This is a genomic window from Pseudescherichia sp. (assembly GCF_032052675.1).
Lineage (GTDB): Bacteria > Pseudomonadota > Gammaproteobacteria > Enterobacterales > Enterobacteriaceae > Pseudescherichia.
Genome location: NZ_DAMBWA010000002.1, coordinates 256,911 through 282,326 on the forward strand (window position 1 = coordinate 256,911; position 25,416 = coordinate 282,326).

Sequence of the window (25,416 nt, forward strand, 5' to 3'; positions counted from 1 at the left end):
GCCGGGGAACCTCGTGAACGCCCCGCTCTTAGAACAGTGAAATCAGCAGCGCCACCGGAAAGCTCATTGGCCAGGTAGAACCGATCAGAAACGCGCACAGAAAGCGGATGCGCTTGCGATCCTTTGACAGGAACCAGGTGATGAGTGCACAGATCGTCGCCATCACGGCGTAGAAGACCAGCATTTTTTGGTATAGGGTCATAGCTGACATTTGCTCAAATAGAATAAAACGCGCGCAATATGCATTTTTTATTGATGTAAATCAAGCTTTATCCCTGCGAAAGCGAGGGAAACCGACCTGTAGATTATGTCGGGAGCGAAAGGTGAAAAGAAGAGCAAAGCAGGAAGACGGCGATACAGTTTTGCACCGCCAGTGGCTCCAAACCGTAGGCCCGGTAAGCGCAGCGCCACCGGGCTCATACGCTAGTGCTTAATCATGACATGCCGAATGACGGTATAGTCTTCGATGCCGTAGACCGACATATCCTTACCGTACCCAGACATCTTCTGCCCGCCGTGCGGCATCTCGCTGACCAGCATAAAGTGGGTATTGACCCAGGTGCAGCCATACTGCAGGCGGGCGCTTAACCGGTGCGCCCGGCCCACGTCGCGGGTCCAGACCGAGGAGGCCAGCCCGTATCGCGAGTCATTGGCCCAGCTCAAGACCTGCTCCTCATCGTCAAACGCGGTCACGCTCACCACCGGGCCAAACACTTCGTTCTGAACGATATCGTCCTCCTGCTTCGCCCCGGCCAGCAGCGTCGGCTGGAAATAGTAACCCGCGCCGTCACGCTTCGCGCCCCCGGTGACTACGCTGATATGCCCCAGCGCTTTCGCTGCCTCAACGGCTTTAGTTACCCGCTCCAGGTGTGCTTCAGAGCTGAGCGGTCCCAGCTCGGTGCTTTCGTCGTCCGGCGCGCCCATCTTCAGACTCGCCACCGCCGCGCCCAGCTTCTCTACCAGCGCATCGTAAATCCCTTTCTGGGCATAGATGCGGCAGGCGGCGGTACAGTCCTGTCCGGCGTTGTAGTAGCCAAAGGTGCGTACACCCTCCACTACCGCGTCGAGATCGGCGTCGTCAAAGACAATGACCGGCGCTTTGCCCCCCAGCTCCATATGGGTGCGCTTCACCGAGGAGGCGGTGTGGCCGATGATATGCTCCCCGGTGGCAATCGAGCCGGTCAGAGAGACCATCCGCACCTTCTCGTGCCCGGTGAGCGGATCGCCCACGGTTTTACCCCGGCCAAACAGCACGTTGAGTACCCCGGCCGGAAAGATATCCTTCGCCAGCTCCGCCAGCTTCAGGGCGGTGAGCGGCGTGATCTCCGACGGCTTGATCACCACGCAGTTGCCTGCCGCCAGCGCCGGGGCCAGCTTCCAGGCGGCCATCATCAGCGGATAGTTCCAGGGCGCAATCGATGCCACCACGCCCACCGGATCGCGACGGATCATTGAGGTATGCCCTTCAAGATATTCGCCCGCCGCCAGCCCGTTGAGGGTGCGCGCCGCCCCGGCAAAGAAGCGGAAGACGTCAACCACGGCGGGGATCTCATCATTCATCACGCAGTGCAGGGGCTTGCCGCAGTTGAGGGACTCCAGCTGAGCCAGCGCCTCGGCGTTATCCTCAATCGCCTGGGCCAGATCGAGCAGCGCCTGGGCACGCACTTTCGGCGTGGCGTAGCCCCACTCGGCAAAGGCGCGATCGGCGGCCTGCACCGCAGCGTCTACCTGAGCGGCAGAGGCTTCGGCAATTTCCAGCAGCACCTCACCGGTAGCAGGATTATAAACTGCCTGCTTCTCCCCTTCGCCGCTGACCAGTTGGCCATTAATTAACAGTTGATCTTGCATAATCATATCCTGGTTGAGGGTCAGTTATTTCTCGTTGCCAAAGGCGTTCTCGCCCCTGCGGGTCAGCCACCATGCGCCTAAAATCGGCAGCGTCGTCACCAGCATCACCAGCAGCGCCACCACGTTAGTGATCGGCACCTCGCGCGGCCTGCCCAGCTGATTCAGCAGCCACAGCGGCAGCGTACGCTCGTGTCCGGCGGTGAAGGTGGTCACGATGATTTCGTCAAACGACAGGGCAAACGCCAGCATGCCGCCCGCCAGCAGCGCCGAGCCAAGATTGGGCAGCACCACGTAGCGAAAGGTCTGCCAGCCGTTGGCCCCCAGATCCATTGAGGCCTCCACCATGCTCCAGGCGGTACGCCTGAAACGGGCGATGACGTTGTTAAAGACCACCACCACGCAGAAGGTCGCATGGCCAATTACGATGGTCAGAAACCCCGGTTCCAGTCCCACCGTTTTAAACGCCGTCAGCAGCGCCAGACCGGTGACGATGCCCGGTAGCGCGATGGGCAACAGCAGCAGCAGCGAGATAGCACTCTTGCCAAAGAACTGGCTGCGCCAGAGAGCACAAGCAGCAAGCGTGCCAAGTATCAGCGCCACCAGTGTCGCCAGCGCGGCCACTTTAAGTGACAGTGTCACCGCATCAAGAATATCATCCCGCGACGCGGCCACCGTAAACCAGCGCAGCGTCAGGCCCTGCGGAGGAAAGCTAAAGGCAGCGTCTTCGGTATTAAAGGCGTAGATGGCAATAATCAGCAGCGGGAAGTGCAGAAAAATCACCCCGCCCCAGGCAGCCAGTTTTAACAGCAGCGGTGCGCGATCAGAGTGCATCGAACGCTCCCAGGCGCTTCACAAACGCCAGATATAGGGCAATCAGGATAATGGGAACCAGGGTAAAGGCCGCCGCCATCGGCATGTTGCCAATCGCGCCTTGCTGGGAGTAGACCATGTTGCCGATGAAGAAGCCGGGTGGGCCCACCAGCTGAGGGACGATAAAGTCTCCCAGCGTCAGGGAGAAGGTAAAGATCGACCCTGCCGCTATGCCGGGGATGGCCAACGGAAGCACTACATAGCGGAAGGTTTGCGCAGGCCGCGCGCCGAGATCCGCCGAGGCCTGCAGCAGCGACGGCGGGAGTCGCTCCAACGCCGCCTGCACCGGCAGGATCATGAACGGTAGCCAGATGTAGACAAAGACCAGGAAGCGCCCGAGACCCGAGGTCGACAGCGTGCTGCCGCCTACCGCTGGCAGGGTCAGTACGCTCTCCAGCAGCGGCTGCAAACCCAGATGCTGCAAAAACCACTGCGCCACGCCGTCCCGCGCCAGCAGCAGCGTCCAGGCGTAGGCCTTGACGATATAGCTCGCCCACATCGGCAGCATCACCGCAATATAGAAAAAGGCCTTCATCTTGCCCTGGGTATAGCGGGCCATAAACCAGGCCAGCGGGAAAGCGAGGATTGCGCTGGCGAGAGTGACCGCAATCGCCATCGTCAGCGTGCGCAGTATAATGTCGTAGTTGGCGGGGTGAAACAGCGCCTGCAGATTCGCCAGGGTCAAATCCGGCGTCACTGACATGGTGAAGTCATCGAAGGTGTAAAGCCCCTGCCACAGCAGCGTCAGCAGCGACCCGAGATAGACAATGCCGAACCACATCAGCGGCGCAATCAGCAGCAGGAAGAGGCCCAGCGTCGGCCTGCGCCAGAACATCCCACTCAGGCGACCATGCGCAGACGCGCGCGGGGCAGGCATAGCGCTCATCGCCATCTACTCCTCCTGCAGCAGGACCATTGCCGCACGGGACCACGAGAGCTGTACGGCCTGTCCAGGCTGGAGCGAGGCAGGCTGACGGACATCAAGCAGATTTGCCTGGCTGACCAGCAACCGTTCCCCATCTGCCAGCTTCAGCTCAACGCGGGTGGCCGCCCCCTGATACTGTACGGTCTGCACCACACCGTCGGTTTGTACTTCATTCGACCAATCGAGGCGGATATGCTCTGGTCGCAGGGAGTAGCTTCCGGCCATACCGCACAGCGCCTGCGCCCGTGCGGCGCTAAAAACGTTGGAGGTCCCCACAAAGCCCGCCACGAACGGGGTGCGCGGACGCAGATAGAGATCGCGCGGGGCATCGACCTGCTCGATCTTACCGTTGTTAAATACCGCCACCCGATCGGACATCGATAGCGCCTCGCCCTGATCGTGAGTAACGAAAATAAAGGTGATCCCCAGATCCTGCTGAAGCTTTTTCAGCTCAAACTGCATCTGCTCCCGTAGCTTGAGATCCAGCGCGCCGAGCGGCTCGTCCAGCAGCAGCACGCGCGGCTGGTTAACCAGCGCCCGGGCGATGGCCACCCGCTGCCGCTGGCCCCCGGAGAGCTGAGAGGGTTTACGCGCATGGGCAAAGCCCAGCGCCACTCGCTCCAGCGCCTCGTGGGCCTGAGCATGACGCGCTTTTTTACCGATGCCTTTGACCATCAGCCCGTAGGCGACGTTATCCAGAATCGACATGTGCGGAAAGAGCGCATAGTCCTGAAACACGGTATTGACGTCGCGCTCCCACGGCGGCAGCTCGCTGGCCTCTTTGCCAAAGATGCGCACCGCACCGCCAGAGAGCTGTTCAAACCCGGCTATCAGCCGCAGGCAGGTCGTTTTACCGGAGCCGGACGGCCCCAGCATAGAGAAAAACTCTCCGTCATTGACGGCCAGGCTGACGCCGTCAACCGCCCGAACGTCACCGTAGATCCGCGAGACATCATTAAACTCAACGGCATAAGTCATGCATCACCCCTGACGATCAGCGGCCGCCCATAATGGCGATGTAATCCTGGGTCCAGCGGCTGTAGGGCACGAACTTGCCCCCTTCGGCAACCGGCGTTTTCCAGAAGGCAATCTTGTCGAAGAAGCCGTAGCCGTTGGTTTCGCAGCCCTTCTCGCCCAGCAGCGTGCTGGCCTTGCAGCCCTCCGCCACCACCGGCAGGGAGCCAAACCAGGCGGCCACGTCACCCTGCACCTTCGGCGTCAGCGACCAGTCCATCCATTTGTAGGCGCAGTTGGGGTGTTTCGCATCGGTGTGGAGCATGGTGGTATCCGCCCAGCCGGTCACCCCCTCCTTCGGAAAGACCGTGGCGATGGGTTGACCCTCCGCTTTCAGGGCGTTGGCCTGATAGGGCCAGGCGCTGGAGGCCACCACGCCTTCGTTTTTGAAATCGCTCATCTGCACGGTAGTGTCGTGCCAGTAGCGATGGATCAGTCCGTGCTGGTCGCGCAGCACCTTCAGTACCGCCTGATACTGCTCCTCGGTGAGCTGATAGGGATCGTTGATGCCCAGCTGCGGCTGAGTGGCTTTCACAAACAGCGCGGCATCGGCAATGTAGATGGGGCCGTCGTAGGCCTGCACGCGGCCCTGGTTACTCTTACCATCCGGTAGGTTCTGCTTAATGAAGATAACCGCCCAGCTGTCCGGCGGCGTAGGGAAAGTTTTCGTATTGTACATCAGCAGGTTAGGCCCCCACTGATAGGGAGCGCCGTAGACTTTGCCGCCGACGTTAAACCAGTCGCCCTTCGCCACGCGCGGATCGATGTTTTTCCAGTTGGGGATCAGCGCGGTATTGATGGACTGGACGCGCTTGCCCATGATCAGCCGCAGGGAGGCATCGCCGGAAGCGGTGACCAGGTCGTAACCGCCCTTCGCCATCAGGCTCACCATCTCGTCCGAAGTGGCGGCGGTCTTCACGTTCACCTGGCAGCCGGAGGCTTTTTCGAACTCGCTGACCCAGTCATACTGCTTATCGGTCTGGCCGCGCTCAATGTATCCTGGCCAGGCGATGATATCGAGACGCCCTTCTCCTTTACCGACTTCCGTTGGCTCGGCTGCCTGCGCGGTGACGATAGTCAGACCGAGCGCGTACAGCGTGCTGCGGGCAAATGTCTTACTCATAAGCCATTACTCCTGTCGCAATCAAAGGTGCGGCAGCCGTGCCGTAAAAATATCTCCCACAGTAAAGGTAGACGGCGCGCTGCGGCCCTACATAAGGCGCAAAAGAAATTTGCTTAGGTTGTGACAGATGACGCACTCCGCCATCTTCTGAAGCAGAGACAACGAGTTAATACCGGTGCGTTAGGCCATCGCGTGGCGGATTATCATCCCCAGCGTTTTAGCCGCCTCCTCCTCCCGCTCGCCCCAGGCCCAGGAGGTGTTAAAGCGGAAAAAAGGTGTCCAGGTGTCCGAGGTAGAGAACATTTTGCCTGGCGCAATGCTGATACGGTGCGCCAGCGCCTGCTCGCTTAGCCGCCCGGCGTCCAGAGGCGCAGGCAGCTCGAGCCAGAGAAAGTAGCCGCTGTCGCTGGGATGGATCTTCACCTCTGCCGGGAGATGGCGCAGCAGCGCCTGTCTGGCCAGCTGCTTGCGCTCCGCCAGGGTGCGGCGCAGCCGACGGAGATGGGCGTCGTAGCGTTTGGTGGAGAGATAGTCCACCAGCGCCAGCTGCATCGGCGAGCTGGTCGAGAGGGTGCTCATCAGCTGCAGCTGCTGGATGCGCCGGGCGTGTTTCCCCGCAGCCACCCAGCCGATGCGAAATCCGGCGACCAGACACTTCGAGAATGATGAGCAGTGGAGGGTCATCTCCTGGGTATCCCAGGCTTTCGCCGGAAGCGGCTTCTCACGGCCAAAGTAGAGCTCGCTATAGACGTCGTCCTCAATCAGGGTGACGTTATGCTCCGCCAGCAGCGCCACCAGCCGGGCCTTTTTCTCGTTGCTCAGGGTAAAACCCAGCGGATTTTGACTGTTGGTCATCAGCCAGCAGGCCTTCACCGGATAGTCGCTCAGCGCCTGGGCCAGCGCATCGAGATCGATCCCCTCCTCAACGTCGGTAGCCACCGCCAGCGCCTTGAGCTTGAGCCGCTCCAGCGCCTGCAACGCCCCGTAAAAGCAGGGGTTCTCGACGATCACCCAGTCGCCCGGTTCGGTAACCGCCTGCAAACTAAGGTTGAGCGCCTCCAGCGCACCAGCGGTGATCACTATCTCATCAGGTGAGATGTTCATTCCCTGCTGAGCATAGCGGCGGGCGATGGCATGGCGCAGATCGGCATTGCCCGGGGGAAGGTTCTCGATCACGCTCATAGCGTTGGCGGTTTTGCTGACATTCGCCAGGGAGCGGTTCAGCTGCTGGAGTGGGAACAGGCGCGGATCGGGAAATGCTGAGCCAAAGGGCAGCACCGAGGCGTCGCAGCTCGCCTGCAGGACTTCAAAAATGTAGGTATTGATGTCCACGGCCTCATCCTGCATCACCTGAGCGGGCGGCATGGGCGGCTTGCGGGAGGGAGGAGATGCAACATAGTAACCGGACTGCGGCCGGGCAACGATCCGTCCCTGGCTCTCCAGCATCTGATAGGCGTGGCTGACGGTCATAAAGCTGACGTGGCTGATGGTGACCTGTTCACGCAGGGACGGCAGCCGATCGCCGGGCTGCCAGACGCCAAGATTGATCTGCTCAATAATCTGCTGCGCCAGCTGCTGATACTTTTTCATTGCTCGATCCTGTGAGTTCCTCTCTGCCTATTCTATAACAGAAAGCGCTTTCCGCGGTTAATGGTTTAGCCGAGGGGCAACTGTTATGCTTTTATGTTCGGGTGCTGTTTCTGCCCGCATTCATTGACATCACCTATACTTTCGCTGACATAACTTAAATTATGCGCGGAGTCCTGCATGCTTGATCTAGACGCGTTCCATCTGGCGCGAATTCAATTCGCCTTTACCGTCTCATTCCATATTTTATTTCCTGCTATCACTATCGGGCTGGCCAGCTATTTGGCGGTGCTTGAGGCCCTGTGGCTCAAGACGCAAAATCAGGTCTGGCGTACGCTCTATCTCTTCTGGGTGAAAATTTTCGCCGTCAACTTTGGGATGGGCGTTGTTTCAGGGCTGGTGATGGCTTACCAGTTCGGTACTAACTGGAGCGGCTTCTCGCAGTTTGCCGGGAGTATAACCGGGCCGCTGCTCACCTATGAGGTGCTGACGGCCTTCTTCCTTGAGGCTGGCTTCCTCGGGGTAATGCTCTTCGGCTGGAACAAGGTCGGCCCCGGCCTGCACTTTTTCTCTACCTGCATGGTGGCTCTCGGCACGCTGATGTCCACCTTCTGGATCCTGGCTTCCAACAGCTGGATGCATACCCCGCAGGGCCATGAGATTGTCAACGGCCAGGTGATCCCGGTTGACTGGTTCAAGGTCATTTTTAACCCGTCGTTCCCCTACCGCCTGATCCATATGTCGATCGCCGCCTTCCTGAGCAGCGCGCTGTTTGTCGGGGCCTCGGGTGCCTGGCACCTTCTCAAAGGCAACAATACGCCCGCTATCCGCAAAATGTTCTCAATGGCGCTGTGGATGGCGCTGGTGGTGGCCCCAATCCAGGCCGTGGTCGGTGATATGCATGGTCTGAACACCCTGGAGCATCAGCCAGCGAAGATTGCCGCCATCGAAGGCCACTGGGAGAACCCGCCCGGCGAACCGACCCCGCTGCTGCTGTTTGGCTGGCCGGATATGGAGCAGGAGCGTACCCGCTACGGGCTGGAGATCCCGGCCCTGGGCAGCCTGATCCTGACCCATAGCCTGGATAAGCAGGTGCCAGCGCTCAAGTCGTTCCCGAAAGAGGATCGCCCCAACTCCACCATTGTCTTCTGGTCGTTCCGCATAATGGTGGCGATGGGCCTGCTGATGCTGCTGCTGGGCGTCGTCGGACTGTGGCTGCGTTATAAAGGGCGTCTCTATACCTCGCGTCCGTTCCACCACTTTGCGCTGTGGATGGGGCCAGCAGGGCTTATCGCGCTATTAGCGGGCTGGGTGACCACCGAGGTGGGACGCCAGCCGTGGGTGGTCTACGGCCAGCTGCGCACCATTGATGCCGTCTCGCAACACAGTACGCTCCAGATGAGTCTCACCCTGCTGGGATTCTTTGTGGTCTACTCCGCCGTCTTTGGCGTGGGGTATGTCTATATCGGCAGGCTGATCAAGGCCGGTCCGCAGCCCGAAGATCGTCACCCGACAGAGGGCCGCCCGGCGCGTCCGCTCTCTGCGGCCGGTGAGTCACTAGAGGCAGAGGAGAATAAGTAATGGGTATCGATCTGTCAGTTATCTGGTTTGTGATAATCGTCTTCGCCACGCTGATGTATATCGTGATGGACGGCTTCGATCTCGGGATCGGTATTCTGTTTCCCCTTATTCGCAACGGTGAAGACCGTGACGTAATGGTCAACAGCGTCGCGCCGGTGTGGGATGGCAACGAAACCTGGTTAGTCATGGGGGGCGCCGGGCTGTTCGGCGCTTTCCCGCTGGCCTACGCGGTGATTGCCGACGCGCTGACCATTCCGCTGACTATCATGCTGGCGGGACTGATCTTCCGCGGAGTGGCGTTCGAGTTCCGCTTCAAGGCGACGCCCGCCCACCGTCCGTTCTGGGATAAGTCGTTTATCTTCGGGTCGATCGTCGCCACCTTCGCCCAGGGCGTGGTGGTTGGCGCGGTACTGAACGGCTTTGAGGTGACCGGTCGTCGCTTTAGCGGCGGCGCGCTGGACTGGCTCACGGCGTTTAACCTCTTCTGCGGTCTGGGGTTAACCATCGCCTACGCCCTTCTCGGTGCCACCTGGATGGTGATGAAGAGCGGCGGCGCATTGCAGGAGACGATGCGAAGCAAGGCTAAACATCTGCTGCTGGCGCTGTTGGTGACCATTGGCGTAATCAGCCTCTGGACGCCGCTGACCCACCAGGGCATTGCCGATCGTTGGTTTAGCCTGCCGAATCTGTTCTTCTTCCTGCCGGTGCCGCTGCTGGTGCTTCTGCTCAGTTTCTGGCAGTGGCGCAGCCTGAGTAACCATGCTCATCACACCTTGCCGTTTGTACTGACCCTTGGGCTGGTATTCCTTGGCTTTAGCGGCCTCGGGATCAGCATCTGGCCGAATATCATCCCGCCCACTATCTCCCTGTGGGATGCCGCCTCGCCGCCGCAAAGCCAGGGCTTTATGCTGGTGGGCGCGCTGCTGATTATTCCGCTGATCCTGGTCTATACCGCGTGGAGCTACTACGTGTTCAGGGGCAAAGTTCAGCCTGGGGAGGGGTATCACTGATGGCAGCACCGCGTTTTGTCAAACGCCTGTTCTGGCTAATTGCTATCTGGGTCGCCAGCGTGCTGGCCCTTACCGCCGTTAGCATGGCGTTTCGCCTGCTGATGTCGGCGGCAGGCTTTAAATCTCACTGACCGATCTGCCCGGCGGCGCTTACGCTTGCACGGGCCTACAAGCAGGTGCGATATGTAGGCCGGGTAAGCGCAGCGCCACCCGGCGTGTCGGGTTTACGGTTTAGCGCGTTTTGGCATGGTCTTCATCAGCTCGTCCGGGCTGATGGAGGCCACAACGCTGCCCGGCTGGGGCATCTTCAGAATGTGGTTTTTCATTTTGCCGATCACGTGCATCTCGCACGGACGGCAGTCAAACTTCAGCGTCAGCACTTCGTCGCCATGTACCAGCTGCATCGGCGTCGCCTTCCAGCTCTTGATCGAGCCTTTAGCCTGCTTCGGACAGAGGTTAAACGCGAAACGCAGGCAGTGCTTGGTGATCATTACCGGAACGTCGCCTTTCTCCTCATGCGCCTCATAGGCGGCATCAATCAGCTGCACGCCATAGCGGTGATAGAAGGTGCGCGCTTTCTCGTTGTAGACGTTCGCCAGGAACGAGAGATGGGTATCCGGGTAGACCGGCGCTGGCGTCGCTACGGCTTTGCGGCTGCCGCGCGGATAGTTTGCCAGACGGGCGCTATCGAGCATCTCCACGGACTCGCGGCGTAGCTGGTTTAGCTGGCTGGCGGGAACAAACAGCGCACCCGGCAGGTTGACGCGAATATCGCGAGCGTAATAGATAGTCTGCCCCAGCTTTGCCAGGCCATCGTGCAGCTGGCCGAGCGCTTTTTCGGCGTTAGTAGCCTCGGCAAACTCGCCCTCCAGGGTATGGGTAATGCTTACCCCCTCCTCGCTGGTCATCGTGAGGATCAGCTGCTCCTGCCAGCCACCCAACTCAATATCTACGCCGACGCGACGCTCGCTGGAGGTTTTGGTCAGCGCCTGCTGCCAGTTATGGTCGAGGTTACGGTTCAGGGGGTGATTCGGACGCACCTTGTAGAGATCGGCAGGCATCTCGTTTGGCCAGACACGGTAGCGGTTTTCCCCGGTTTTCTCCACCGTATTAGCGCGGAAGCCGACGATTTCACGCTTAATCATCACGTTTAGCCCGTCGCCGTTGGCTAACGTCTCGCTGGCGTCAACGTCGAGGTAATCTTTGCCTACCTTCAGCACTTCACCCACGGGCAGGCCGATAAACTTCGGTGAATCAAACGCACCGATGTCGATTTTACGGGCGTTAACGAAGTAGTCGGTGCTGCCGCGATGGAACGTCTTATCCGTCGAGGGGATAAAGAAGTGCTCGGTGCGCCCCGCCGACGAGCGGGCCAGATCGCCCCGCTCTTCGATGATGGCGTCCAGCATCTGCCGGTAGTGAGCGGTGATGTTCTTCACGTAGCTCATATCCTTGTAGCGCCCCTCAATCTTAAAGGAGCGCACCCCGGCGTCGATCAGCGCGCCCAGATTGGCGGTCTGGTCGTTGTCCTTCATCGACAGGAGATGCTTCTCAAACGACACCACCCGGCCCTGATCGTCTTTCAGCGTATAAGGGAGACGGCAGGCCTGAGAGCAGTCGCCGCGGTTAGCGCTGCGGCCGGTCTGGGCGTGAGAGATGTTGCACTGTCCGGAGTAGGCTACGCACAGCGCGCCGTGGATAAAGAACTCGATGGTGGCGTCGGTGCTCTCATGAATGGCACGGATCTGCTGTAAATTAAGCTCACGGGCCAGCACGATCTGCGAGAAGCCGACGTCGGAGAGAAACTTCGCTTTCTCTACGCTGCGGATATCGCACTGGGTACTGGCGTGCAGCTCGATGGGCGGAATATCCAGCTCCAGCACGCCCATATCCTGCACGATCAGCGCATCGACGCCGGTCTCATAGAGGTCGGTGATCAGGCGCTGGGCCGGCTCCAGCTCATCATCATGCAGAATGGTGTTCAGAGTGATAAAGATTTTTGCCCCGTAGCGATGGGCAAAAGGCACCAGCTCGGCGATATCACGCAGGCTATTGCTGGCGTTGTGGCGCGCGCCAAAGCCAGGACCGCCGATATAGACAGCATCGGCCCCGTGGAGGATAGCCTCGCGGGCGATAGCGGTGTCGCGGGCCGGGCTTAACAGTTCAAGATGATGAGTGGGCAGGCGCATACGGTCGTTATTATCCATGATCAACAAAATGGCCGCTATTGTAGTGAGAAGCTGGCCCGGACGAAAACATTTTCGCTATGCCTGCGACGCCCTTAATACATTAATTAGCAATGCATTGAAATAATGCGCATTTCTCCAGGCGTGCCAAACGCGATAGAGTGGCTGCGTATTCCGGACATTCCTCGTCATGTGTGCGTTATTGTTAATTCGTCGTTATTCGTCGTCGTATTTAGCCGCAGGCTCGCCTGCGGCTTTTTCTTTTGGATAGTGGATCAAGGAGTGAAAATGCGTCGTCTGCCCGCTGCTGTTGCGATAGGCATGGGTTTTATCCCCGGCAAACCTGACTCCGCTTCCCGCCTGTAATATCTGCCACTCGCCGTCAATCTGCATCTCCAGCGTGCCTGAGATCACCACCACGTGTTCAATAACGCCACGCTCGTGCGGGGTGGATTTGCTAAACGCGCCGGGAGCCAGCGTCACCGAGAAGTGGTCAAAACGCAGTTCGTTATCCCACGGGAAAATCGGCGTAATGGTCATCGCCTGCTGATCAGGATCGTAGGCCTGCGGCGCGCTGGCGTCCGTCGCGCTGATAAAGGTAGAGAGCGGTACATTGAGCCCGGTCGCAATTTTCCATAGCGTCGCCACCGTGGGGCTGGATTCATTGCGCTCGATCTGGCCGAGCATCGCTTTCGATACGCCGGTTTCAGTGGCGAGGCGCGAAAGGCTCCAGCCCCGCGTCTGGCGCAGCGTTTTCAGTGTCGCAGACAGATACTGTGGCAGATCCATACTTCCCCTCCCTTGTAGCGTGAATGGCTTGTTGTGCGCTATAACGCACAATGCTATTTTTATCTACCGTGATAACGTACATGGAGTCATTATGCCCCTGCGTCCCTTTCCCTTTTCCTCTGTGTTGGCTGGCTTTGTTGCGGTACTGGTAGGTTACGCCAGTTCAGCGGCCATTATCTGGCAGGCCGCCCGCGTCGCCGGCGCCAGCAATGCGCAAATCGCGGGCTGGATGACGGCGCTGGGGCTGGCGATGGGCATCAGCACCCTTGTGCTCACCCTCCGCTACCGTGTTCCGGTGCTCACCGCGTGGTCGACTCCCGGCGCGGCGCTGCTCGCCACCAGCCTGGAGGGTGCTACCCTCAACGAGGCCGTCGGCGTCTTTATCTTTGCTAACGCCCTGATCCTGCTTTGTGGCCTTACCGGTCTGTTTGCCCGCCTGATGGAGATTGTGCCGCACTCGCTGGCAGCAGCCATGCTGGGAGGTATCTTACTGCGTTTTGGATTACAGGCCTTTACTAATTTACAAGGTGATTTCAGTTTATGTGTCAGCATGTTGCTGGCCTGGCTGCTCTGCAAAGCCCTGGCACCGCGCTATGCCATTATTGCTACCCTTGTTGCGGGCGGGGTCGTGGCCTGGCTAAAAGGTGACGTTGTCACCCATTCGCTGCAATTTTCCGTGGTGATGCCCGAAATAATTACCCCGCACTTCACGCTGGCTACCCTTATCAGCGTCGGATTGCCCTTCTTCCTGGCGACGATGGCCTCGCAAAATGCCCCTGGCTTCGCCACTCTGCAGGCCGCTGGCTATCAGGTTCCCGCCTCGCCGCTTATGATCTTTACCGGCGGGCTGGCGCTGCTGGGCAGCGTGTTTGGCGTCTACTCCGTCTGTATCGCCGCCATTACCGCCGCCATTTGCCAAAGCCCGGAGGCGCACCCGGATCCGCATAAACGCTGGCAGGCTGCGGCGGCGGCGGGCGTTTTTTATCTGCTGGCGGGCCTATTTGGCGGCTCGATAACCGGGCTGATGGCCGCCCTGCCGCTGAGTTGGATCCAGACCCTGGCAGGCCTGGCGCTGCTGGGCACCATTGGCGGCAGCCTGCATCAGGCGCTGATCAATGAGCGCGAGCGCGATGCAGCGGTGGTCACCTTTCTTGTTACCGCCAGCGGCGTGACGCTGCTGGGCATCGGGTCGGCATTCTGGGGTCTGCTGGTGGGTGGGATCTGCTATGCGGTGCTGTCAGGCATGCGCCGCACGCATCTGTGACGGCGTGATACCAAATACGCTTTTAAAACGGTTGCTGAAGTGGCTGGCGGAGTTAAACCCGCACCCGAGCGCGATCTCTGTTAGCGGTAGCAAGGTATGGCATACCCGATCCCGGGCCTGATGCATCCGCCGCTGCATCACGTATTGGTGCGGCGCGAGCCCGGATGAGTGGCGAAACATACGGGCAAAGTGGTATTCGCTCAGCGACGCCTGGCTGGCAAGATCGGCGAGAGTCAGCGGCTCGGCAAGGTGGGCGTCGATATACTCCAGCACGTTACGCAGCACCGAGGGGGCCAGCCCGCCGGTGACGCTCGGCATGCGCCACTGCACGCTGCTGTAGCGCTGAATGATATGGGTTAGCAGCAACGTTGACGCCGTGCTTAGCGTAAGCTGATTAGCCTGCTGCTGCCAGTCGCAGTCAAGTAAGAACTGGCGGTAGAGGGCGGTGATCTGCGCATCCTGGCCAAAGGTCTTCTCATCCAGCGTTAGCGAGGCCGGGCTGCGATCCCAGATCTGCTCTCCAACGGTGCGCAGGTGCGCATCGGTGCAGTAGAGATGCACGAAGGAGAGATCGTCGCGAATGTCCCAGCTCGACTCGCTCTCTTTCGGCAAGAGGCAAAACCGATCCGGCCCACCGCCGTTTTGCCAGCCGCTGCGGGTCTTGTGGTAGCTCTCATAGCCGTCGGCTACGTAGAGGCTCAGGGTATGGTGATCGCAATACTGGGTGATGCGGTCGCGCTTGTTGGACCAGGCGGCCAGCTGCATGCCGTTATTCAGCGCAACGGAATTATGCAGCACCGCGCTATGCCTGCGCAGGTTTTCAAAAGCACCGTAGGTTTCAGCCATAGTCACATTGACAAGTGATTAACCAGACGCTTAGTGTATGTAGAGTGCGCCCGGGATGAAAGCGTTGCGGCTCTCTGTAACAAAAAAAACCGCAAGATTTTGCAAGTCTTCCGCAACCCCTTGCAAGCGTCGCCGCTCATCACGCTTAACAATAGGATTTTTAGTGATGGAGAGCAGCGCACGATGAACGCATTAATGTATGGCCTGGTGGTGGTGATTTGGGGAACGACGTGGATTGCAATCCATCTGCAGCAGGGGCCGGTCTCTGCGCCGGTCTCTATTTTCTGGCGCTTTGCGCTGGCCTCGGCAATCATGATGCTGATCCTGCTGGCCTTCAAGCGGCTGCGTGCCCTGACGCTCAGGGATCACCTGATGTGTATCGTGCAGGGCGGCTGCGTGTTTGGCTTCAACTTCCTCTGCTTTTACACCGCCGCTGCGTGGATCAACACCGGACTGGAATCGGTTATCTTATCAATGGCGGTGCTGTTCAACGCGGTTAACAGCTTTATCTTCTTTGGTCAGCGCCCTCCCGCCCGTTTCTTTCTGGCCGCCGCGCTGGGTTTGACCGGCATCGTCGCCCTCTTCTGGCACGATCTGCTCGCCAAAGATCTCAACGTCAATCTGCTGCTGGGCATCGGCCTGTCGGCGCTGGGCACCCTGGGCTTCTCGCTGGGTAATATGATCAGTCTACGTCACCAGCGTAAAGGGCTGGAGACCATGACCACCAATGGCTGGGCGATGCTCTACGGCACGCTGATTATGGGCTGTATTGCTCTGGTGCGTGGCGACAGCTTTGTCCCCGAGTGGACGGTGAGCTACCTGGGCGCGCTGGTCTATCTGGCGCTGTTTGGCTCGGTCATTGGCTTTGGGGTCTACTTCTCGCTGGTTGGTCGCATTGGACCCAGCAATGCGGCCTACAGCACCCTGCTCTTTCCGCTGGTGGCACTGACTATCTCCACCCTCTTCGAGGGCTACCGCTGGGAGATCAATGCCGTGGTTGGCCTTGTTCTGATTCTGGTGGGTAATATGGTGATGTTTACCCGCCCGGAGAGCCTGCTGAAGAGTCGGCTGTGGCGGCAGCGCTCGGCCTAAGAGATGAAAAGCGCCATCGCGATGATGGCGCTTTGCTGATTACTGTTTTTTAACCTGGAACAGCGCCGCGTCGCTGGCCATATCGTCAATTACCCGCTTCAGGGTGTCGACAGTAAGCGGCGTATTCTGGTTGTTGAGGTCTTTACCCTCGCCTTTACGCACCACTTTAACTACCGACTTGTTAGTGGCGGCATCAATTAACTCACCTTCAAAGTAGAGCGCGGTATCCATAGTACGGTGACCGGTGACGGCCTGGGTTCCCGCTACGACCATCGCAATCGGGATCACCTCATAGAACTGTAATCCCTCTTTGCTGGCGTCGACCCCGGTGATCGCGCCGCGGAAGATCAGGCTATGCGGGCCGGGTGTCGCTACCAGCGGTTTGCGCTGGGCAGCGGCGGCTTTCAGCTTGGTATTGGTATAGGTCAGCAGGCCATTAAGGGTCTCCTGGCCAATCTGAGTCGTCGGTCTGGGCTGCGGATAGTAGGTGACGGGGTTGTAGACAATAGAGTCATACTTGCTGTCATCAAACGACGGGTCAACCCAACGCAGCACCGGTTTCCCTGACGCCGAGGTGGCCTGCTGCAGATTTGAATAGTCTTTTAAGAAACCTGAATACTTTTCTGGCTGGGTAACTTTTGACGCACAGCCTGTCAGCGCCAGCAGACCCGACAGTACCGCAACCTGAATTAATGAGTGAGTACGCATGAATTTATTCCTGGAATTATGACTATGCATAGGGAGTTATAGCAAAACTCAGTTACGGCTGTTGTGACTAAAAGAGTGTTGGATCACCCTTTTACCAAAAATCATGCCTGCGCATCACCGCAGGCATGGATAGATTATTTTTTCAAATCGACCTGATAAAAAATGTGTTTACCAAAGGGATCGATCTCATACCCCTGCACCTCTTTACGCACCGGTTCGAAAATCGTCGAGTGGGCAATCATCACGGCGGGCATCTGATCGTGCATCATCTGCTGCGCCTGCTGGTAAAGGGCAGTACGCTGGGTCTGATCGGTAATGCCTTTCGCTTCGGCAATCAGCTTATCGAATGGCTGGTAGCACCACTTCGCCGAGTTAGAGCCGCCGTCCGCCGACTGGCAGGTAAAGAGCGGGCCGAAGAAGTTATCTGGATCGCCGGTGGCGGTGGTCCAGCCCATCAGCGCCGCCTGGTGCTCGCCGCTCTTCACGCGCTTGAGGTACTCGCCCCACTCATAGGTTACAACCTTCGCCTGGACACCAATCTTCGCCCAGTCGGCCTGGATCATCTCCGCCATGCGCTTTGCATTCGGGTTGTAGGGACGCTGAACCGGCATCGCCCACAGGTCAATGCTTAAGCCCTTGGCGAAGCCCGCCTCGGCCAGCAGCGCTTTGGCCTGCTCGGGGTTGTAGTCGTAATCCTTCAGCCCGCTGTCGGCGCTCCATACCCCCGGCGGCAGCAGGTTTTTCGCCGCCGTGCCGGTACCCTGGAAGACCGCATCAATAATTGCCGGCTTGTTGATGGCCATCGCCAGCGCCTGACGCACTTTGACGTTATCCGTCGGCGCTTTCTGCGTGTTAAGGGCGAGGAAGCCGGTATTCAGCCCTGCTTTGCTCATCAGGTTGATATTGGGGTTTTCACGCATCCGCGGCAGATCCGCCGGGTTCGGGAAGGCCATCACCTGACACTCATTCTTCTCCAGCTTGGCGTAGCGCACCGAGGCGTCTGGGGTGATGCTAAACACCAGCCGGTCCAGCTTCGCCTTGCCCTGCCAATACGCCGGGAAGGCGGTAAAGAGAATGCGTGAGTCCTTCTGATACTGCGCCAGTTTGAACGGACCGGTGCCAATGGGGTCCATATCGACCCGCGTCGGCGTGCCCGCCTTCAGCATGGCGTCGGCATACTCTGCCGAGAGGATAGAGGCAAAGTACCACGCCAGATCGGCCACGAACGGCGCTTCCGGATGCGCAAGGGTAAAGCGCACAGTATGGTCATCGACCTTATCAATGCTGGTGATCAGCTTGCCAAACTCCAGGCTCTCGAAGTTGGAGTAGTTCCCGTTAGAGACGTTGTGATAGGGATGATTCGGATCCTTCTGCCGCATAAACGAGAAGATCACGTCGTCGGCGTTGAAGTCCCGCGTCGGGGTAAAGTATTTATTGCTCTGGAACTTCACCCCTTTGCGCAGATGGAAGGTATAGGTTTTGCCATCTTCGCTGACGTCCCAGCTCTCGGCCAGGCTCGGCTCCAGCTCGGTGGTGCCGACTTTAAACTCTACCAGCCGGTTATAGACCGGCACGGCGCTGGCATCGACGCTGGTGCCTGAGGTGTAAAGCTGAGGGTTAAAGTTTTCAGGCGATCCTTCCGAACAGTAAACCAGCGCCTTCGCCGCCACGGTGGAACTGACCGTGAGCGCGGCTAATGCCAGTGCAAGTGTTGTGGGTTTGCTTATCATCTTTATCCTGTCTTTTATCCGGCTATCTTAGCGTGCTATCAATAAGTACTTGTTGTTTGCCTGTTAATACATAACATTAAAGACACACCGTAAGCACCTGATAAAACAAATAAAGAAGGATCCACTATGTCATCGCCACTCGCCAGACAATTAACCCAACGCTTCTTTAGCTACCTTTCTATCACTAGCCAGAGCGATGCCGCCGCGACCACGCTGCCCACCACGGCGGGTCAGTATGAGATGGCCCGTGTGCTGGCCGATGAGCTAAAAACGCTGGGATTAGAAGAGATTGTGATCGACGAGCACGCCACCGTGACGGCGGTTAAAAAGGGCAACGTGGCGGGCGCGCCGCGCATCGGTTTTATCACCCATATCGATACCGTGGACGTCGGACTGTCGCCGGATATTCATCCACAGATCCTGCGGTTTACCGGCACAGATCTCTGCCTGAACGCCGAGCAGGATATTTGGCTGCGCACCGCCGAGCATCCAGAAATTTTAGCTTACCCGGAAGAGGAGATTATCTTCAGCGACGGCACCAGCGTGCTGGGTGCGGATAACAAGGCCGCGGTAACCGTGGTGATGACCCTGCTGGAGAACCTGACCGCAGAGCACCAGCATGGTGATATCGTGGTGGCCTTTGTGCCGGATGAGGAGGTGGGCCTGCGCGGGGCAAAGGCGCTGGATCTCAAGCGCTTTGATGTTGAATTTGCCTGGACCATCGACTGCTGCGAACTGGGAGAGATTGTCTATGAAAACTTTAACGCCGCTCAGGCAAAAATCCGCTTTACCGGCGTGACGGCGCACCCGATGTCGGCCAAAGGCGTGCTGGTGAACCCCCTGCTGATGGCGACGGACTACATCAGCCATTTCGATCGTCAGCAGACGCCGGAGCATACCGCAGGCCGCGAGGGTTACACCTGGTTCAACGGCATGGAGGCGGTTCAGGGCCACGCCGTGCTCAGCGCCAGCATCCGTGATTTCGATAAAGATCGCTTCGAGCAGCGTAAAGAGCAGATTGGCGAAGTGGCGCAGATCATCGCCGCTCAGCACCCCACCGCGAAGGTGGAGTATGAGATTGAGGACGTCTACAGCAACATCAGCAACGCTGTCGGCGAAGATCGTCGCGCCATCGACCTGATGTTTGAGGCGATGGAGTCCCTGGGCATCACGCCGAAGCCAACCCCGATGCGCGGCGGCACCGACGGCGCGGCGCTCTCGGCGAAGGGGCTGTTAACCCCGAACTTCTTCACCGGTGCGCATAACTTCCACTCGCGCTTTGAGTTCCTGCCGCTGAAATCCTTCGAGGCGTCTTATAACGTCGCGCTTCAGCTCTGTCTGCTGGCGGCTCGCTAAGCGGGTTTACGAGCCAGCAGCGTGGCAAAGCGCAGCTTGATGCGGTTGCCATTGGCGTCGGTGCGGTGAAGCTCACCGACGTCTTCATTGTATTTCACCACTTCCCAGCCGGTGTAGTACTCCGCCAGCTCCCCGGTCTTAAAGGCAAATGGGAAGCCAACCGTGCAGGGAAAATCGTCCGTGTCCATTGCGGCAACAATCAGGTTATAGCCCCCCGGCACGGTGGTGCGCTGCATATTAGCAATCAGGCCAGGTATGGTTTGCGGCTCAAGAAACATCATCACCACGGTAGAGAGGATAAAATCATACTCTCCTTCAAAGCTCAGCGCGTTGAGATCGACGGTGGCGATCTCAAGATGAGTTAGTCCCTCGGCGGCCTTAATACGCTCAATATTAGCGATGCTCATGGGATTCTTGTCCCATGCTGTGACACTGTAACCGTTTGCGGCCAGATAGAGACTGTTACGACCGTTGCCGCAGCCGAGATCGAGGGTGTTGCCCGGTGGGATCAGGGTCGCTGCGGCCAGCACCTCAGAGTGGGTGCGGGTCAAACCATATTTTTCAGTGAAGTAATTCTCATCAACCTGGACCATGATCCATCCTTACTTAAGCGGTAAATTTTAAAATGATATTTTTAATACATTTTATTGAAATTGCTTAGTAATAGCCAGAGCGGCAAAGTTTGCTACGTTTATCTAAGGCCATCAGTGGAAAACCAACAATGAATAAGTATCGCCTGAGCGATGCCAGCCGCTCATTTAGCTATCAGGATAACGGTGAAAAGCGGCACGTTACCCTGCGCCAGATCGTGGCCCTGCAAGATTTCCATGACGTCCAGGCCGGCACGCTGGGCGGCTGGGTAGAGGATGAGCAGGTGCTGAGCCAGCAGGGCAACTGCTGGATCTACGATGAAAATAGCATGGTGTTTGGCGGTAGCCGGATAGCCGACAGTGCGCGCATCAGCCAGCCCTGCACGATTTACGACGGGGTGGACATTAGCGGTCACGCCTGGGTTGATGGGGCGGAGATCTGCCGGGGGGCGCGTCTGAGCGGCAACGTGCTGGTGCAGCGGTCGCGGGTCAGCGGCGAGTGCCTGCTCGGCGACGACGCCCGGATCCTCAATGGTAGCGAGATTATTGCTGCCCGAGGTCTTACCCTTGATAACGATGCCACCCTGCGCATCTACGACCGGGCCACGGTGAACCACTCGCGCATCCTGCATCAGGCGCAGATTTACGGCGATGCCATCGTTAACTATGCCTTCGTAGAGCACCGGGCAGAGGTCTTCGACTTCGCGCTGCTGGAGGGTAACGAGGAGAACGACGTCTGGGTCTGCGACTGCGCCAAGGTCTACGATCGCGCCCGCCTTGTCGCCGGTCGCGGTGAGGATGCCATTCCCACCCTGCGCTACAGCGCTCAGCTGGCGGAGAGTGCGGTGGTTGAGGGCAACTGCGTGCTGAAGCACCACGTGCGCGTCGGGGGTGAAGCGCAGCTCCGCGGCGGACCGCTGGTGCTGGATGACTTTGTTCTCGTTCATGGTCGCGCGCAGCTCAGCGGCAACCTGCTGATCGAGGGGCATGTTGAGATTGGCGGCGACGCGGCGGTGATCGCCCGGGAAGAGGCATATATTCACCTGCGCGGTCCGAAGGTGATAAGCGGCGCGGAGCGTATTACCCGCACGCCGCTGCTGGGTGCGCTCTAGGCGTCGATAATCCGCGCGTAGAGATGTTGATCGTCATAGCGGCCGTTGAGGAACTCCGCCTCTTTCAGACAGCCCTCCAGCACGAAACCCGCGCGCTGGGCCACCCGGTTGCTGGCGGCGTTCTCTACCCGGCACTTGATCACAAAGCGCCGGATCTCGCCGCTGCGGGCGTAGTGCTGAATAAACGCCTCCAGCGACTGAGAGAGAATGCCCTGCCCCTGATACCCTTCATCCAGCCAGTAGCCGATATAGGCGGTTTTGTTCAGCGGCTCGATGGCGTTAAACGACAGCACGCCAACAATCGCCTCATGCTGCATGATCAGGAACATTTTGGCGTAGCCGCGCTGGTGCAGCATGATGTTGCTCTGGGCGTTCTTTAACGAATCCTCTTCGCTGGCGACATACTGCGGCCAGTTTAGCGACTGCTGGAGCCACGCCCGGTTTTTCACCACCAGCTGGTGCAGCTCGCTGACATAACGCTCATCGATAGCGCACAGCCTCAGGGTGTCGCTAACGGGGATCAACTCATCCGTACTGGTCTGCATCTCTCTCCTTACCTTAGCGCATCACGCGGTCATCAACGTAGGTCCGCTTGTCCGGCGCGGGCGGGAAGTACTGATAGAGCCAGGTTTCGCTGACCGCCTCGCCCTGACAGCGCAGGAACATGCGCATCTCCACCGGATCGGTGGAATCATTAGTCGGATACCAATCGAACTGGATGCGATAGCCGTCGAACGGCTCCACGTAGAGGATCTCAACCTGCTTCGCCTCGCCGTTAGAGAGGGTGATCACTGGCTCAATGCCTCGTGGCGCGGCCTCTTTGATGTTGCCCCCGGCAAAGTCGATGGCGAAACGGCGGGCCCACACCTGCGGATAGTGCTCGCCAGGTGCCCACCCCTCCGGGAAGCCGCCCATGCCGGTACGGGTTGCCAGCACGCGGGCCAGCGGGGAGTGCACCGGCGGCTGCGCGCTCCAGTAGAGACGGTACTGGAAGGCGAGGCTGTCCCCGGCTTTGACCGGTTTTTCCGGCTGCCAGAAGCAGACGATATTATCCAGCGTTTCGCCGGTGGTAGGGATCTCCATCAGGCTAACGCTCCCTTTGCCCCAGCTATTGCGCGGCTCAACCCACAGGCTGGGGCGTTTGTTGTACCAGCCCATCACGTCCTGGTAGTGGGAGAAGTCGCGATCCAGCTGTAGCAGGCCAAAGCCTTTCGGGTTGTTATCCTCGAAGGCGTTAAACTGTAGCTTCTGCGGATTATTGAGCGGACGGCAGATCCACTCCCCATTGCCCCGCCACATCGCCAGGCGATCGGAGTCATGGATCTGCGGATGGATGGTGTCGCACATGCGCCGCTCGTTGTTGCCGCAGCTGAACATGCTGGTCATCGGCGAGATCCCGAGCTGCTTAATGTCCTTGCGTGCGTAGAGGTGGTTATCCACCTCCATGATCACCTGGTTCTGCTCGCAGTGGATCACGAACTTATAGGCGCCGGTCAGGCTTGGGCTATCCAGCAGAGCGTAGACGGTAAAGGTGGTGTCCGACGGTTTGGCCGTCTCAAACCAGAACGAGGTGAAGTCCGGGAACTCCTCCGGGGTATCGGTAAAGGTATCGATCGCCACGCCGCGCGCGGAGAGGCCGTACTGGTAGGTGCTGTCCACAGCGCGGAAGTAGCTTGCGCCGAGGAAGGAGACGATATCCCGGCGGGCCAACTCTGGCTTCTTAAACACGCGGAATCCGGCGAAGCCGAGATCGCTCTGCCCCTCCAGCTGTTTGGTATCGACGCCCGCGTCGTGATAGTTAAACAGCTCCGGACGGAAGTGGATCTCACGGGCCTGATGGCTGGCCGGATCCAACGAGAACATGCGCACCCGGCGGCGGAAGCCCATGCCAACGTGGAAGAACTGCACGTCAAGCTGACGGCCCTCAACGTTGTTCCACAGCGACTGCTTTGCATCGTACTGAATGCTGTTGTAGGCCTGCGGCGTCAGGGTGGCGAGCGTCTCCGGCAGCGCACGCGGCGCGCCTCCCCACGGGGTTTGGGCCAGATCGTGCGCCGTCGCCTGCAGGCTGGAGAAATCAAAACGATGGCGTTGACCATCGGCAATGCCGGGTTCCGCTGCAAAGGCAGCGCGGGAAAAGAGCGAGGCGAGGCCAGAGGTCCCGCTCGCAGCGGCCAGTATCATAGAAGATTTTAAAAAACGTCTGCGGTTCATGCCAGAGAAAACGTCCTTTTGGTCGTGTGAAAGCGCTCCGCCCGCAAGCGAAACAGCGGCAATAAAAGCACGCCCACTCTAGACAACTTTGTCGCAGAATCCAATGAGAGTTTTACACCAGTCCGCAGCGCCGCAGGCTGCGCACCTCCGCCGCCTGATAAAGGGCGAACTCGTCCAGCACCGAACAGCCCAGCGCCTGCTCAAACGCCTCACGGCTGGCGTTGCCATGCTGGCGCTGCTGGGTTTCATTGCCGAGATTGGACTGGAAGATCCCCGCCGCGCTGACCGGCAGAAAATCTTCATAGGTGATGGGCTGCGCTACCACCCAGCCGCGCTCGATCAGCGGCTGCGGATCGTCGCCCGGACCAAAGGCGTGACGATGCCCCTCCCCGGTGGGCGTCAGGCGATAGCGGAAATAGGCTAGCCCCTGACGACGCAGCAGCAGCTCGCTGTCGGGAAAGGCCTGAAACTTCTCCTGTAGATGACGCTGATGGGTCAGGTTATCTTTCCCGGTGCCCGCCTCGGCCAGCAGCCGATCGTAAAGCGCCCGCCCTTTTGGCGTGAGGGCTACGCCACGCTGCTCGATCTCGCCAAAGCGTGCGCTGTGGGTGCCCCGATGCTCGCCGGCAAACAGCACCGGCTCCTCCAGCGCCTTGAAACTGGTCTGGCGCAGCAGGAGGGGAACCTCCCGCCGGGGCGGCCCTTCGATAAGCACTTTAGGTTCAATACCGTACTCCGGCATCAGGGCCTGAACCTGATCAATATCGAGCGTGCGCGGCGTCAGGTGGTTAATGTGACAGCCGGGAAAGCAGACGACGTCAGCAATGAGTCGATGCTCGCTGTGCAGTGCGTGATAGGTGTCGTAGTCAACGGTGGCGTGCTGATGCCAGCGAAAGGTCTCCAGCGCCTGCTGAACAAACTCGCTGGCCTGGGCCGCCGTGAATCCCCCCTGCTGCTCGAAGCAATCCAGCAGCTCCAGACAGCGCGGCGTAAAAATCGAACGTTTGGCCAGGATCGCTTTAGCGCGCTGGCGTAGCGACTCGCTCTCGATCAGTTCGGGACGCAGCAGCGAGGTAAAGACACGAAACGGATTGCGGCACAGCGCCTCGTCATCAACCGGGCGAAACGCGGTGGAGTGCACCGGTACTCCCGCCTCAGAGAGATCGTAGTAGCCCACCGGCTGCATGCCCATAACCGCAAAGAGTCGTCGCAGCGTGGAGAGCTCCAGCGGCGTACCTACGCGAATGGCCCCGTGGCGCTCGACGTTGAGGCGCGCCAGCTCATCGGCATTGGCTAGCTGCTCATGCAGCTTAGGGTTGTTCTCAAGAACCGCCAGATTGACATCGGCGACCAGCTCCAGCAGCGTGCCATATTGAGGAACTTCCTGCTGGTACATGGCCGACATGGCCTGTGAAAATTCTTCCCGGATCTCATCAGCCGTGATGGTATACGCCATAATCTCATTTCTCCCCTTCATCTACCTGGAGTGTAGAGAAGGTCCTCTCCCGGCGCGGAAAATAATTACAAAATGTGATCGGGGCAAAGCGTGTAAGCGTAAGTTACATAACAAA

Annotated in this window: 23 protein-coding genes; 7 read left to right on the forward strand and 16 right to left on the reverse strand. The window is 59.0% G+C overall.

Annotation, left to right across the window (positions count from 1 at the left end):
• Positions 1 to 28 precede the first annotated feature (28 nt).
• The 7 genes from RTX96_RS03730 to RTX96_RS03760 all read right to left on the reverse strand — a co-directional run bounded on the left by RTX96_RS03730 (position 29) and on the right by RTX96_RS03760 (position 7,370).
• A complete protein-coding gene (locus RTX96_RS03730) occupies positions 29 to 202 on the reverse strand; it encodes a GhoT/OrtT family toxin (RefSeq protein WP_072015224.1) in 174 nt (57 codons plus the stop codon).
• A 221-nt stretch (positions 203 to 423) separates the two neighbouring features.
• Positions 424 to 1,848: an aminobutyraldehyde dehydrogenase gene (patD, locus tag RTX96_RS03735; protein ID WP_312670175.1), complete on the reverse strand. Its 1,425-nt coding sequence runs from the start codon at positions 1,846 to 1,848 to the stop codon at positions 424 to 426.
• A 24-nt stretch (positions 1,849 to 1,872) separates the two neighbouring features.
• On the reverse strand, positions 1,873 to 2,679 hold the full coding sequence (locus tag RTX96_RS03740; RefSeq protein ID WP_103820204.1) for an ABC transporter permease: 807 nt from the start codon (positions 2,677 to 2,679) through the stop codon (positions 1,873 to 1,875).
• Positions 2,669 to 3,610, reverse strand: coding sequence for an ABC transporter permease (locus RTX96_RS03745; RefSeq protein WP_312670176.1), 942 nt, complete (start codon positions 3,608 to 3,610; stop codon positions 2,669 to 2,671). The genes RTX96_RS03740 and RTX96_RS03745 overlap by 11 nt, the downstream gene beginning before the upstream one ends.
• Positions 3,611 to 4,621 (reverse strand): ABC transporter ATP-binding protein, encoded by a 1,011-nt coding sequence (locus tag RTX96_RS03750; RefSeq protein ID WP_312670177.1) that lies wholly within the window; start codon positions 4,619 to 4,621, stop codon positions 3,611 to 3,613.
• A gap of 16 nt (positions 4,622 to 4,637) precedes the next feature.
• Positions 4,638 to 5,780 (reverse strand): putative ABC transporter substrate-binding protein YdcS, encoded by a 1,143-nt coding sequence (ydcS, locus tag RTX96_RS03755; RefSeq protein ID WP_312670178.1) that lies wholly within the window; start codon positions 5,778 to 5,780, stop codon positions 4,638 to 4,640.
• 180 nt (positions 5,781 to 5,960) lie between these two features.
• The gene (locus RTX96_RS03760) at positions 5,961 to 7,370 is read right to left on the reverse strand and encodes a PLP-dependent aminotransferase family protein (RefSeq protein WP_312670179.1); all 1,410 of its coding nucleotides are present in this window, start codon (positions 7,368 to 7,370) and stop codon (positions 5,961 to 5,963) included.
• 177 nt (positions 7,371 to 7,547) lie between these two features.
• Here RTX96_RS03760 and RTX96_RS03765 point away from each other — a divergent pair, with 177 nt between their 5' ends.
• Genes RTX96_RS03765 through RTX96_RS03775 form a run of 3 tightly spaced genes read left to right on the forward strand, consistent with a single transcriptional unit; the run spans position 7,548 to position 10,089 of the window.
• The gene (locus RTX96_RS03765; RefSeq protein WP_312670180.1) at positions 7,548 to 8,948 is read left to right on the forward strand and encodes a cytochrome ubiquinol oxidase subunit I; all 1,401 of its coding nucleotides are present in this window, start codon (positions 7,548 to 7,550) and stop codon (positions 8,946 to 8,948) included.
• On the forward strand, positions 8,948 to 9,958 hold the full coding sequence (gene cydB / locus RTX96_RS03770; protein ID WP_103820198.1) for a cytochrome d ubiquinol oxidase subunit II: 1,011 nt from the start codon (positions 8,948 to 8,950) through the stop codon (positions 9,956 to 9,958). The genes RTX96_RS03765 and cydB overlap by 1 nt, the downstream gene beginning before the upstream one ends.
• Complete coding sequence (locus RTX96_RS03775) at positions 9,958 to 10,089, forward strand: DUF2474 domain-containing protein (RefSeq protein WP_103820197.1); 132 nt, start codon at positions 9,958 to 9,960, stop codon at positions 10,087 to 10,089. Before cydB ends, RTX96_RS03775 begins: the two co-directional genes overlap by 1 nt.
• Positions 10,090 to 10,182: 93 nt before the next feature.
• Here the strand turns inward: RTX96_RS03775 and RTX96_RS03780 are convergent, their stop codons facing one another.
• Positions 10,183 to 12,147, reverse strand: coding sequence for a U32 family peptidase (locus RTX96_RS03780; RefSeq protein ID WP_312670354.1), 1,965 nt, complete (start codon positions 12,145 to 12,147; stop codon positions 10,183 to 10,185).
• 213 nt (positions 12,148 to 12,360) lie between these two features.
• Positions 12,361 to 12,933: an XRE family transcriptional regulator gene (locus tag RTX96_RS03785; RefSeq protein ID WP_312670182.1), complete on the reverse strand. Its 573-nt coding sequence runs from the start codon at positions 12,931 to 12,933 to the stop codon at positions 12,361 to 12,363.
• Positions 12,934 to 13,024: 91 nt separating this feature from the next.
• Here RTX96_RS03785 and RTX96_RS03790 point away from each other — a divergent pair, with 91 nt between their 5' ends.
• Positions 13,025 to 14,197, forward strand: a complete 1,173-nt coding sequence (locus RTX96_RS03790) for a benzoate/H(+) symporter BenE family transporter (RefSeq protein ID WP_312670183.1) — start codon at positions 13,025 to 13,027, stop codon at positions 14,195 to 14,197.
• Here the strand turns inward: RTX96_RS03790 and RTX96_RS03795 are convergent.
• Positions 14,171 to 15,043, reverse strand: a complete 873-nt coding sequence (locus RTX96_RS03795; protein ID WP_103820193.1) for a helix-turn-helix domain-containing protein — start codon at positions 15,041 to 15,043, stop codon at positions 14,171 to 14,173. The genes RTX96_RS03790 and RTX96_RS03795 overlap by 27 nt on opposite strands.
• 183 nt (positions 15,044 to 15,226) lie before the next feature.
• Here RTX96_RS03795 and RTX96_RS03800 point away from each other — a divergent pair, with 183 nt between their 5' ends.
• Positions 15,227 to 16,135: a DMT family transporter gene (locus RTX96_RS03800; protein WP_312670184.1), complete on the forward strand. Its 909-nt coding sequence runs from the start codon at positions 15,227 to 15,229 to the stop codon at positions 16,133 to 16,135.
• Positions 16,136 to 16,174: 39 nt separating this feature from the next.
• Here the strand turns inward: RTX96_RS03800 and RTX96_RS03805 are convergent, their stop codons facing one another.
• The gene (locus RTX96_RS03805) at positions 16,175 to 16,843 is read right to left on the reverse strand and encodes a DUF3313 domain-containing protein (protein WP_312670185.1); all 669 of its coding nucleotides are present in this window, start codon (positions 16,841 to 16,843) and stop codon (positions 16,175 to 16,177) included.
• 134 nt (positions 16,844 to 16,977) lie between these two features.
• On the reverse strand, positions 16,978 to 18,573 hold the full coding sequence (locus RTX96_RS03810; RefSeq protein WP_312670186.1) for an ABC transporter substrate-binding protein: 1,596 nt from the start codon (positions 18,571 to 18,573) through the stop codon (positions 16,978 to 16,980).
• Positions 18,574 to 18,699: 126 nt separating this feature from the next.
• Here RTX96_RS03810 and pepT point away from each other — a divergent pair, with 126 nt between their 5' ends.
• Positions 18,700 to 19,929: a peptidase T gene (gene pepT / locus RTX96_RS03815; RefSeq protein WP_312670187.1), complete on the forward strand. Its 1,230-nt coding sequence runs from the start codon at positions 18,700 to 18,702 to the stop codon at positions 19,927 to 19,929.
• Here the strand turns inward: pepT and tehB are convergent.
• Positions 19,926 to 20,522, reverse strand: a complete 597-nt coding sequence (tehB, locus tag RTX96_RS03820; protein ID WP_312670188.1) for a tellurite resistance methyltransferase TehB — start codon at positions 20,520 to 20,522, stop codon at positions 19,926 to 19,928. The two genes, pepT and tehB, sit on opposite strands and share 4 nt — an antisense overlap.
• A gap of 128 nt (positions 20,523 to 20,650) precedes the next feature.
• Between tehB and ydcK the strand changes: the two genes are divergently transcribed.
• Entirely contained in the window at positions 20,651 to 21,631 is a 981-nt protein-coding gene (gene ydcK / locus RTX96_RS03825) for a YdcK family protein (RefSeq protein ID WP_312670189.1), read from the forward strand.
• Here ydcK and rimL read toward each other — a convergent pair.
• From rimL to RTX96_RS03840, 3 genes are all read right to left on the reverse strand, one after another.
• Complete coding sequence (gene rimL, locus RTX96_RS03830) at positions 21,628 to 22,176, reverse strand: 50S ribosomal protein L7/L12-serine acetyltransferase (protein WP_312670190.1); 549 nt, start codon at positions 22,174 to 22,176, stop codon at positions 21,628 to 21,630. The two genes, ydcK and rimL, sit on opposite strands and share 4 nt — an antisense overlap.
• A gap of 13 nt (positions 22,177 to 22,189) precedes the next feature.
• On the reverse strand, positions 22,190 to 23,845 hold the full coding sequence (locus RTX96_RS03835; RefSeq protein WP_312267821.1) for a glucan biosynthesis protein: 1,656 nt from the start codon (positions 23,843 to 23,845) through the stop codon (positions 22,190 to 22,192).
• Positions 23,846 to 23,957: 112 nt separating this feature from the next.
• Positions 23,958 to 25,301 (reverse strand): VOC family protein, encoded by a 1,344-nt coding sequence (locus RTX96_RS03840; protein WP_312670191.1) that lies wholly within the window; start codon positions 25,299 to 25,301, stop codon positions 23,958 to 23,960.
• Positions 25,302 to 25,416: the final 115 nt, after the last annotated feature.

What these genes read in the sequence shown, in the direction of transcription:
- RTX96_RS03730 (WP_072015224.1), bottom strand. Translation starts at nt 202, where the DNA reads ATGACCCTATACCAAAAAATGCTGGTCTTCTACGCCGTGATGGCGACG.
- patD (WP_312670175.1), bottom strand. Translation starts at nt 1,848, where the DNA reads ATGCAAGATCAACTGTTAATTAATGGCCAACTGGTCAGCGGCGAAGGG.
- RTX96_RS03740 (WP_103820204.1), bottom strand. Translation starts at nt 2,679, where the DNA reads ATGCACTCTGATCGCGCACCGCTGCTGTTAAAACTGGCTGCCTGGGGC.
- RTX96_RS03745 (WP_312670176.1), bottom strand. Translation starts at nt 3,610, where the DNA reads ATGGCGATGAGCGCTATGCCTGCCCCGCGCGCGTCTGCGCATGGTCGC.
- RTX96_RS03750 (WP_312670177.1), bottom strand. Translation starts at nt 4,621, where the DNA reads ATGACTTATGCCGTTGAGTTTAATGATGTCTCGCGGATCTACGGTGAC.
- ydcS (WP_312670178.1), bottom strand. Translation starts at nt 5,780, where the DNA reads ATGAGTAAGACATTTGCCCGCAGCACGCTGTACGCGCTCGGTCTGACT.
- RTX96_RS03760 (WP_312670179.1), bottom strand. Translation starts at nt 7,370, where the DNA reads ATGAAAAAGTATCAGCAGCTGGCGCAGCAGATTATTGAGCAGATCAAT.
- RTX96_RS03765 (WP_312670180.1), top strand. Translation starts at nt 7,548, where the DNA reads ATGCTTGATCTAGACGCGTTCCATCTGGCGCGAATTCAATTCGCCTTT.
- cydB (WP_103820198.1), top strand. Translation starts at nt 8,948, where the DNA reads ATGGGTATCGATCTGTCAGTTATCTGGTTTGTGATAATCGTCTTCGCC.
- RTX96_RS03775 (WP_103820197.1), top strand. Translation starts at nt 9,958, where the DNA reads ATGGCAGCACCGCGTTTTGTCAAACGCCTGTTCTGGCTAATTGCTATC.
- RTX96_RS03780 (WP_312670354.1), bottom strand. Translation starts at nt 12,147, where the DNA reads ATGCGCCTGCCCACTCATCATCTTGAACTGTTAAGCCCGGCCCGCGAC.
- RTX96_RS03785 (WP_312670182.1), bottom strand. Translation starts at nt 12,933, where the DNA reads ATGGATCTGCCACAGTATCTGTCTGCGACACTGAAAACGCTGCGCCAG.
- RTX96_RS03790 (WP_312670183.1), top strand. Translation starts at nt 13,025, where the DNA reads ATGCCCCTGCGTCCCTTTCCCTTTTCCTCTGTGTTGGCTGGCTTTGTT.
- RTX96_RS03795 (WP_103820193.1), bottom strand. Translation starts at nt 15,043, where the DNA reads ATGGCTGAAACCTACGGTGCTTTTGAAAACCTGCGCAGGCATAGCGCG.
- RTX96_RS03800 (WP_312670184.1), top strand. Translation starts at nt 15,227, where the DNA reads ATGAACGCATTAATGTATGGCCTGGTGGTGGTGATTTGGGGAACGACG.
- RTX96_RS03805 (WP_312670185.1), bottom strand. Translation starts at nt 16,843, where the DNA reads ATGCGTACTCACTCATTAATTCAGGTTGCGGTACTGTCGGGTCTGCTG.
- RTX96_RS03810 (WP_312670186.1), bottom strand. Translation starts at nt 18,573, where the DNA reads ATGATAAGCAAACCCACAACACTTGCACTGGCATTAGCCGCGCTCACG.
- pepT (WP_312670187.1), top strand. Translation starts at nt 18,700, where the DNA reads ATGTCATCGCCACTCGCCAGACAATTAACCCAACGCTTCTTTAGCTAC.
- tehB (WP_312670188.1), bottom strand. Translation starts at nt 20,522, where the DNA reads ATGGTCCAGGTTGATGAGAATTACTTCACTGAAAAATATGGTTTGACC.
- ydcK (WP_312670189.1), top strand. Translation starts at nt 20,651, where the DNA reads ATGAATAAGTATCGCCTGAGCGATGCCAGCCGCTCATTTAGCTATCAG.
- rimL (WP_312670190.1), bottom strand. Translation starts at nt 22,176, where the DNA reads ATGCAGACCAGTACGGATGAGTTGATCCCCGTTAGCGACACCCTGAGG.
- RTX96_RS03835 (WP_312267821.1), bottom strand. Translation starts at nt 23,845, where the DNA reads ATGAACCGCAGACGTTTTTTAAAATCTTCTATGATACTGGCCGCTGCG.
- RTX96_RS03840 (WP_312670191.1), bottom strand. Translation starts at nt 25,301, where the DNA reads ATGGCGTATACCATCACGGCTGATGAGATCCGGGAAGAATTTTCACAG.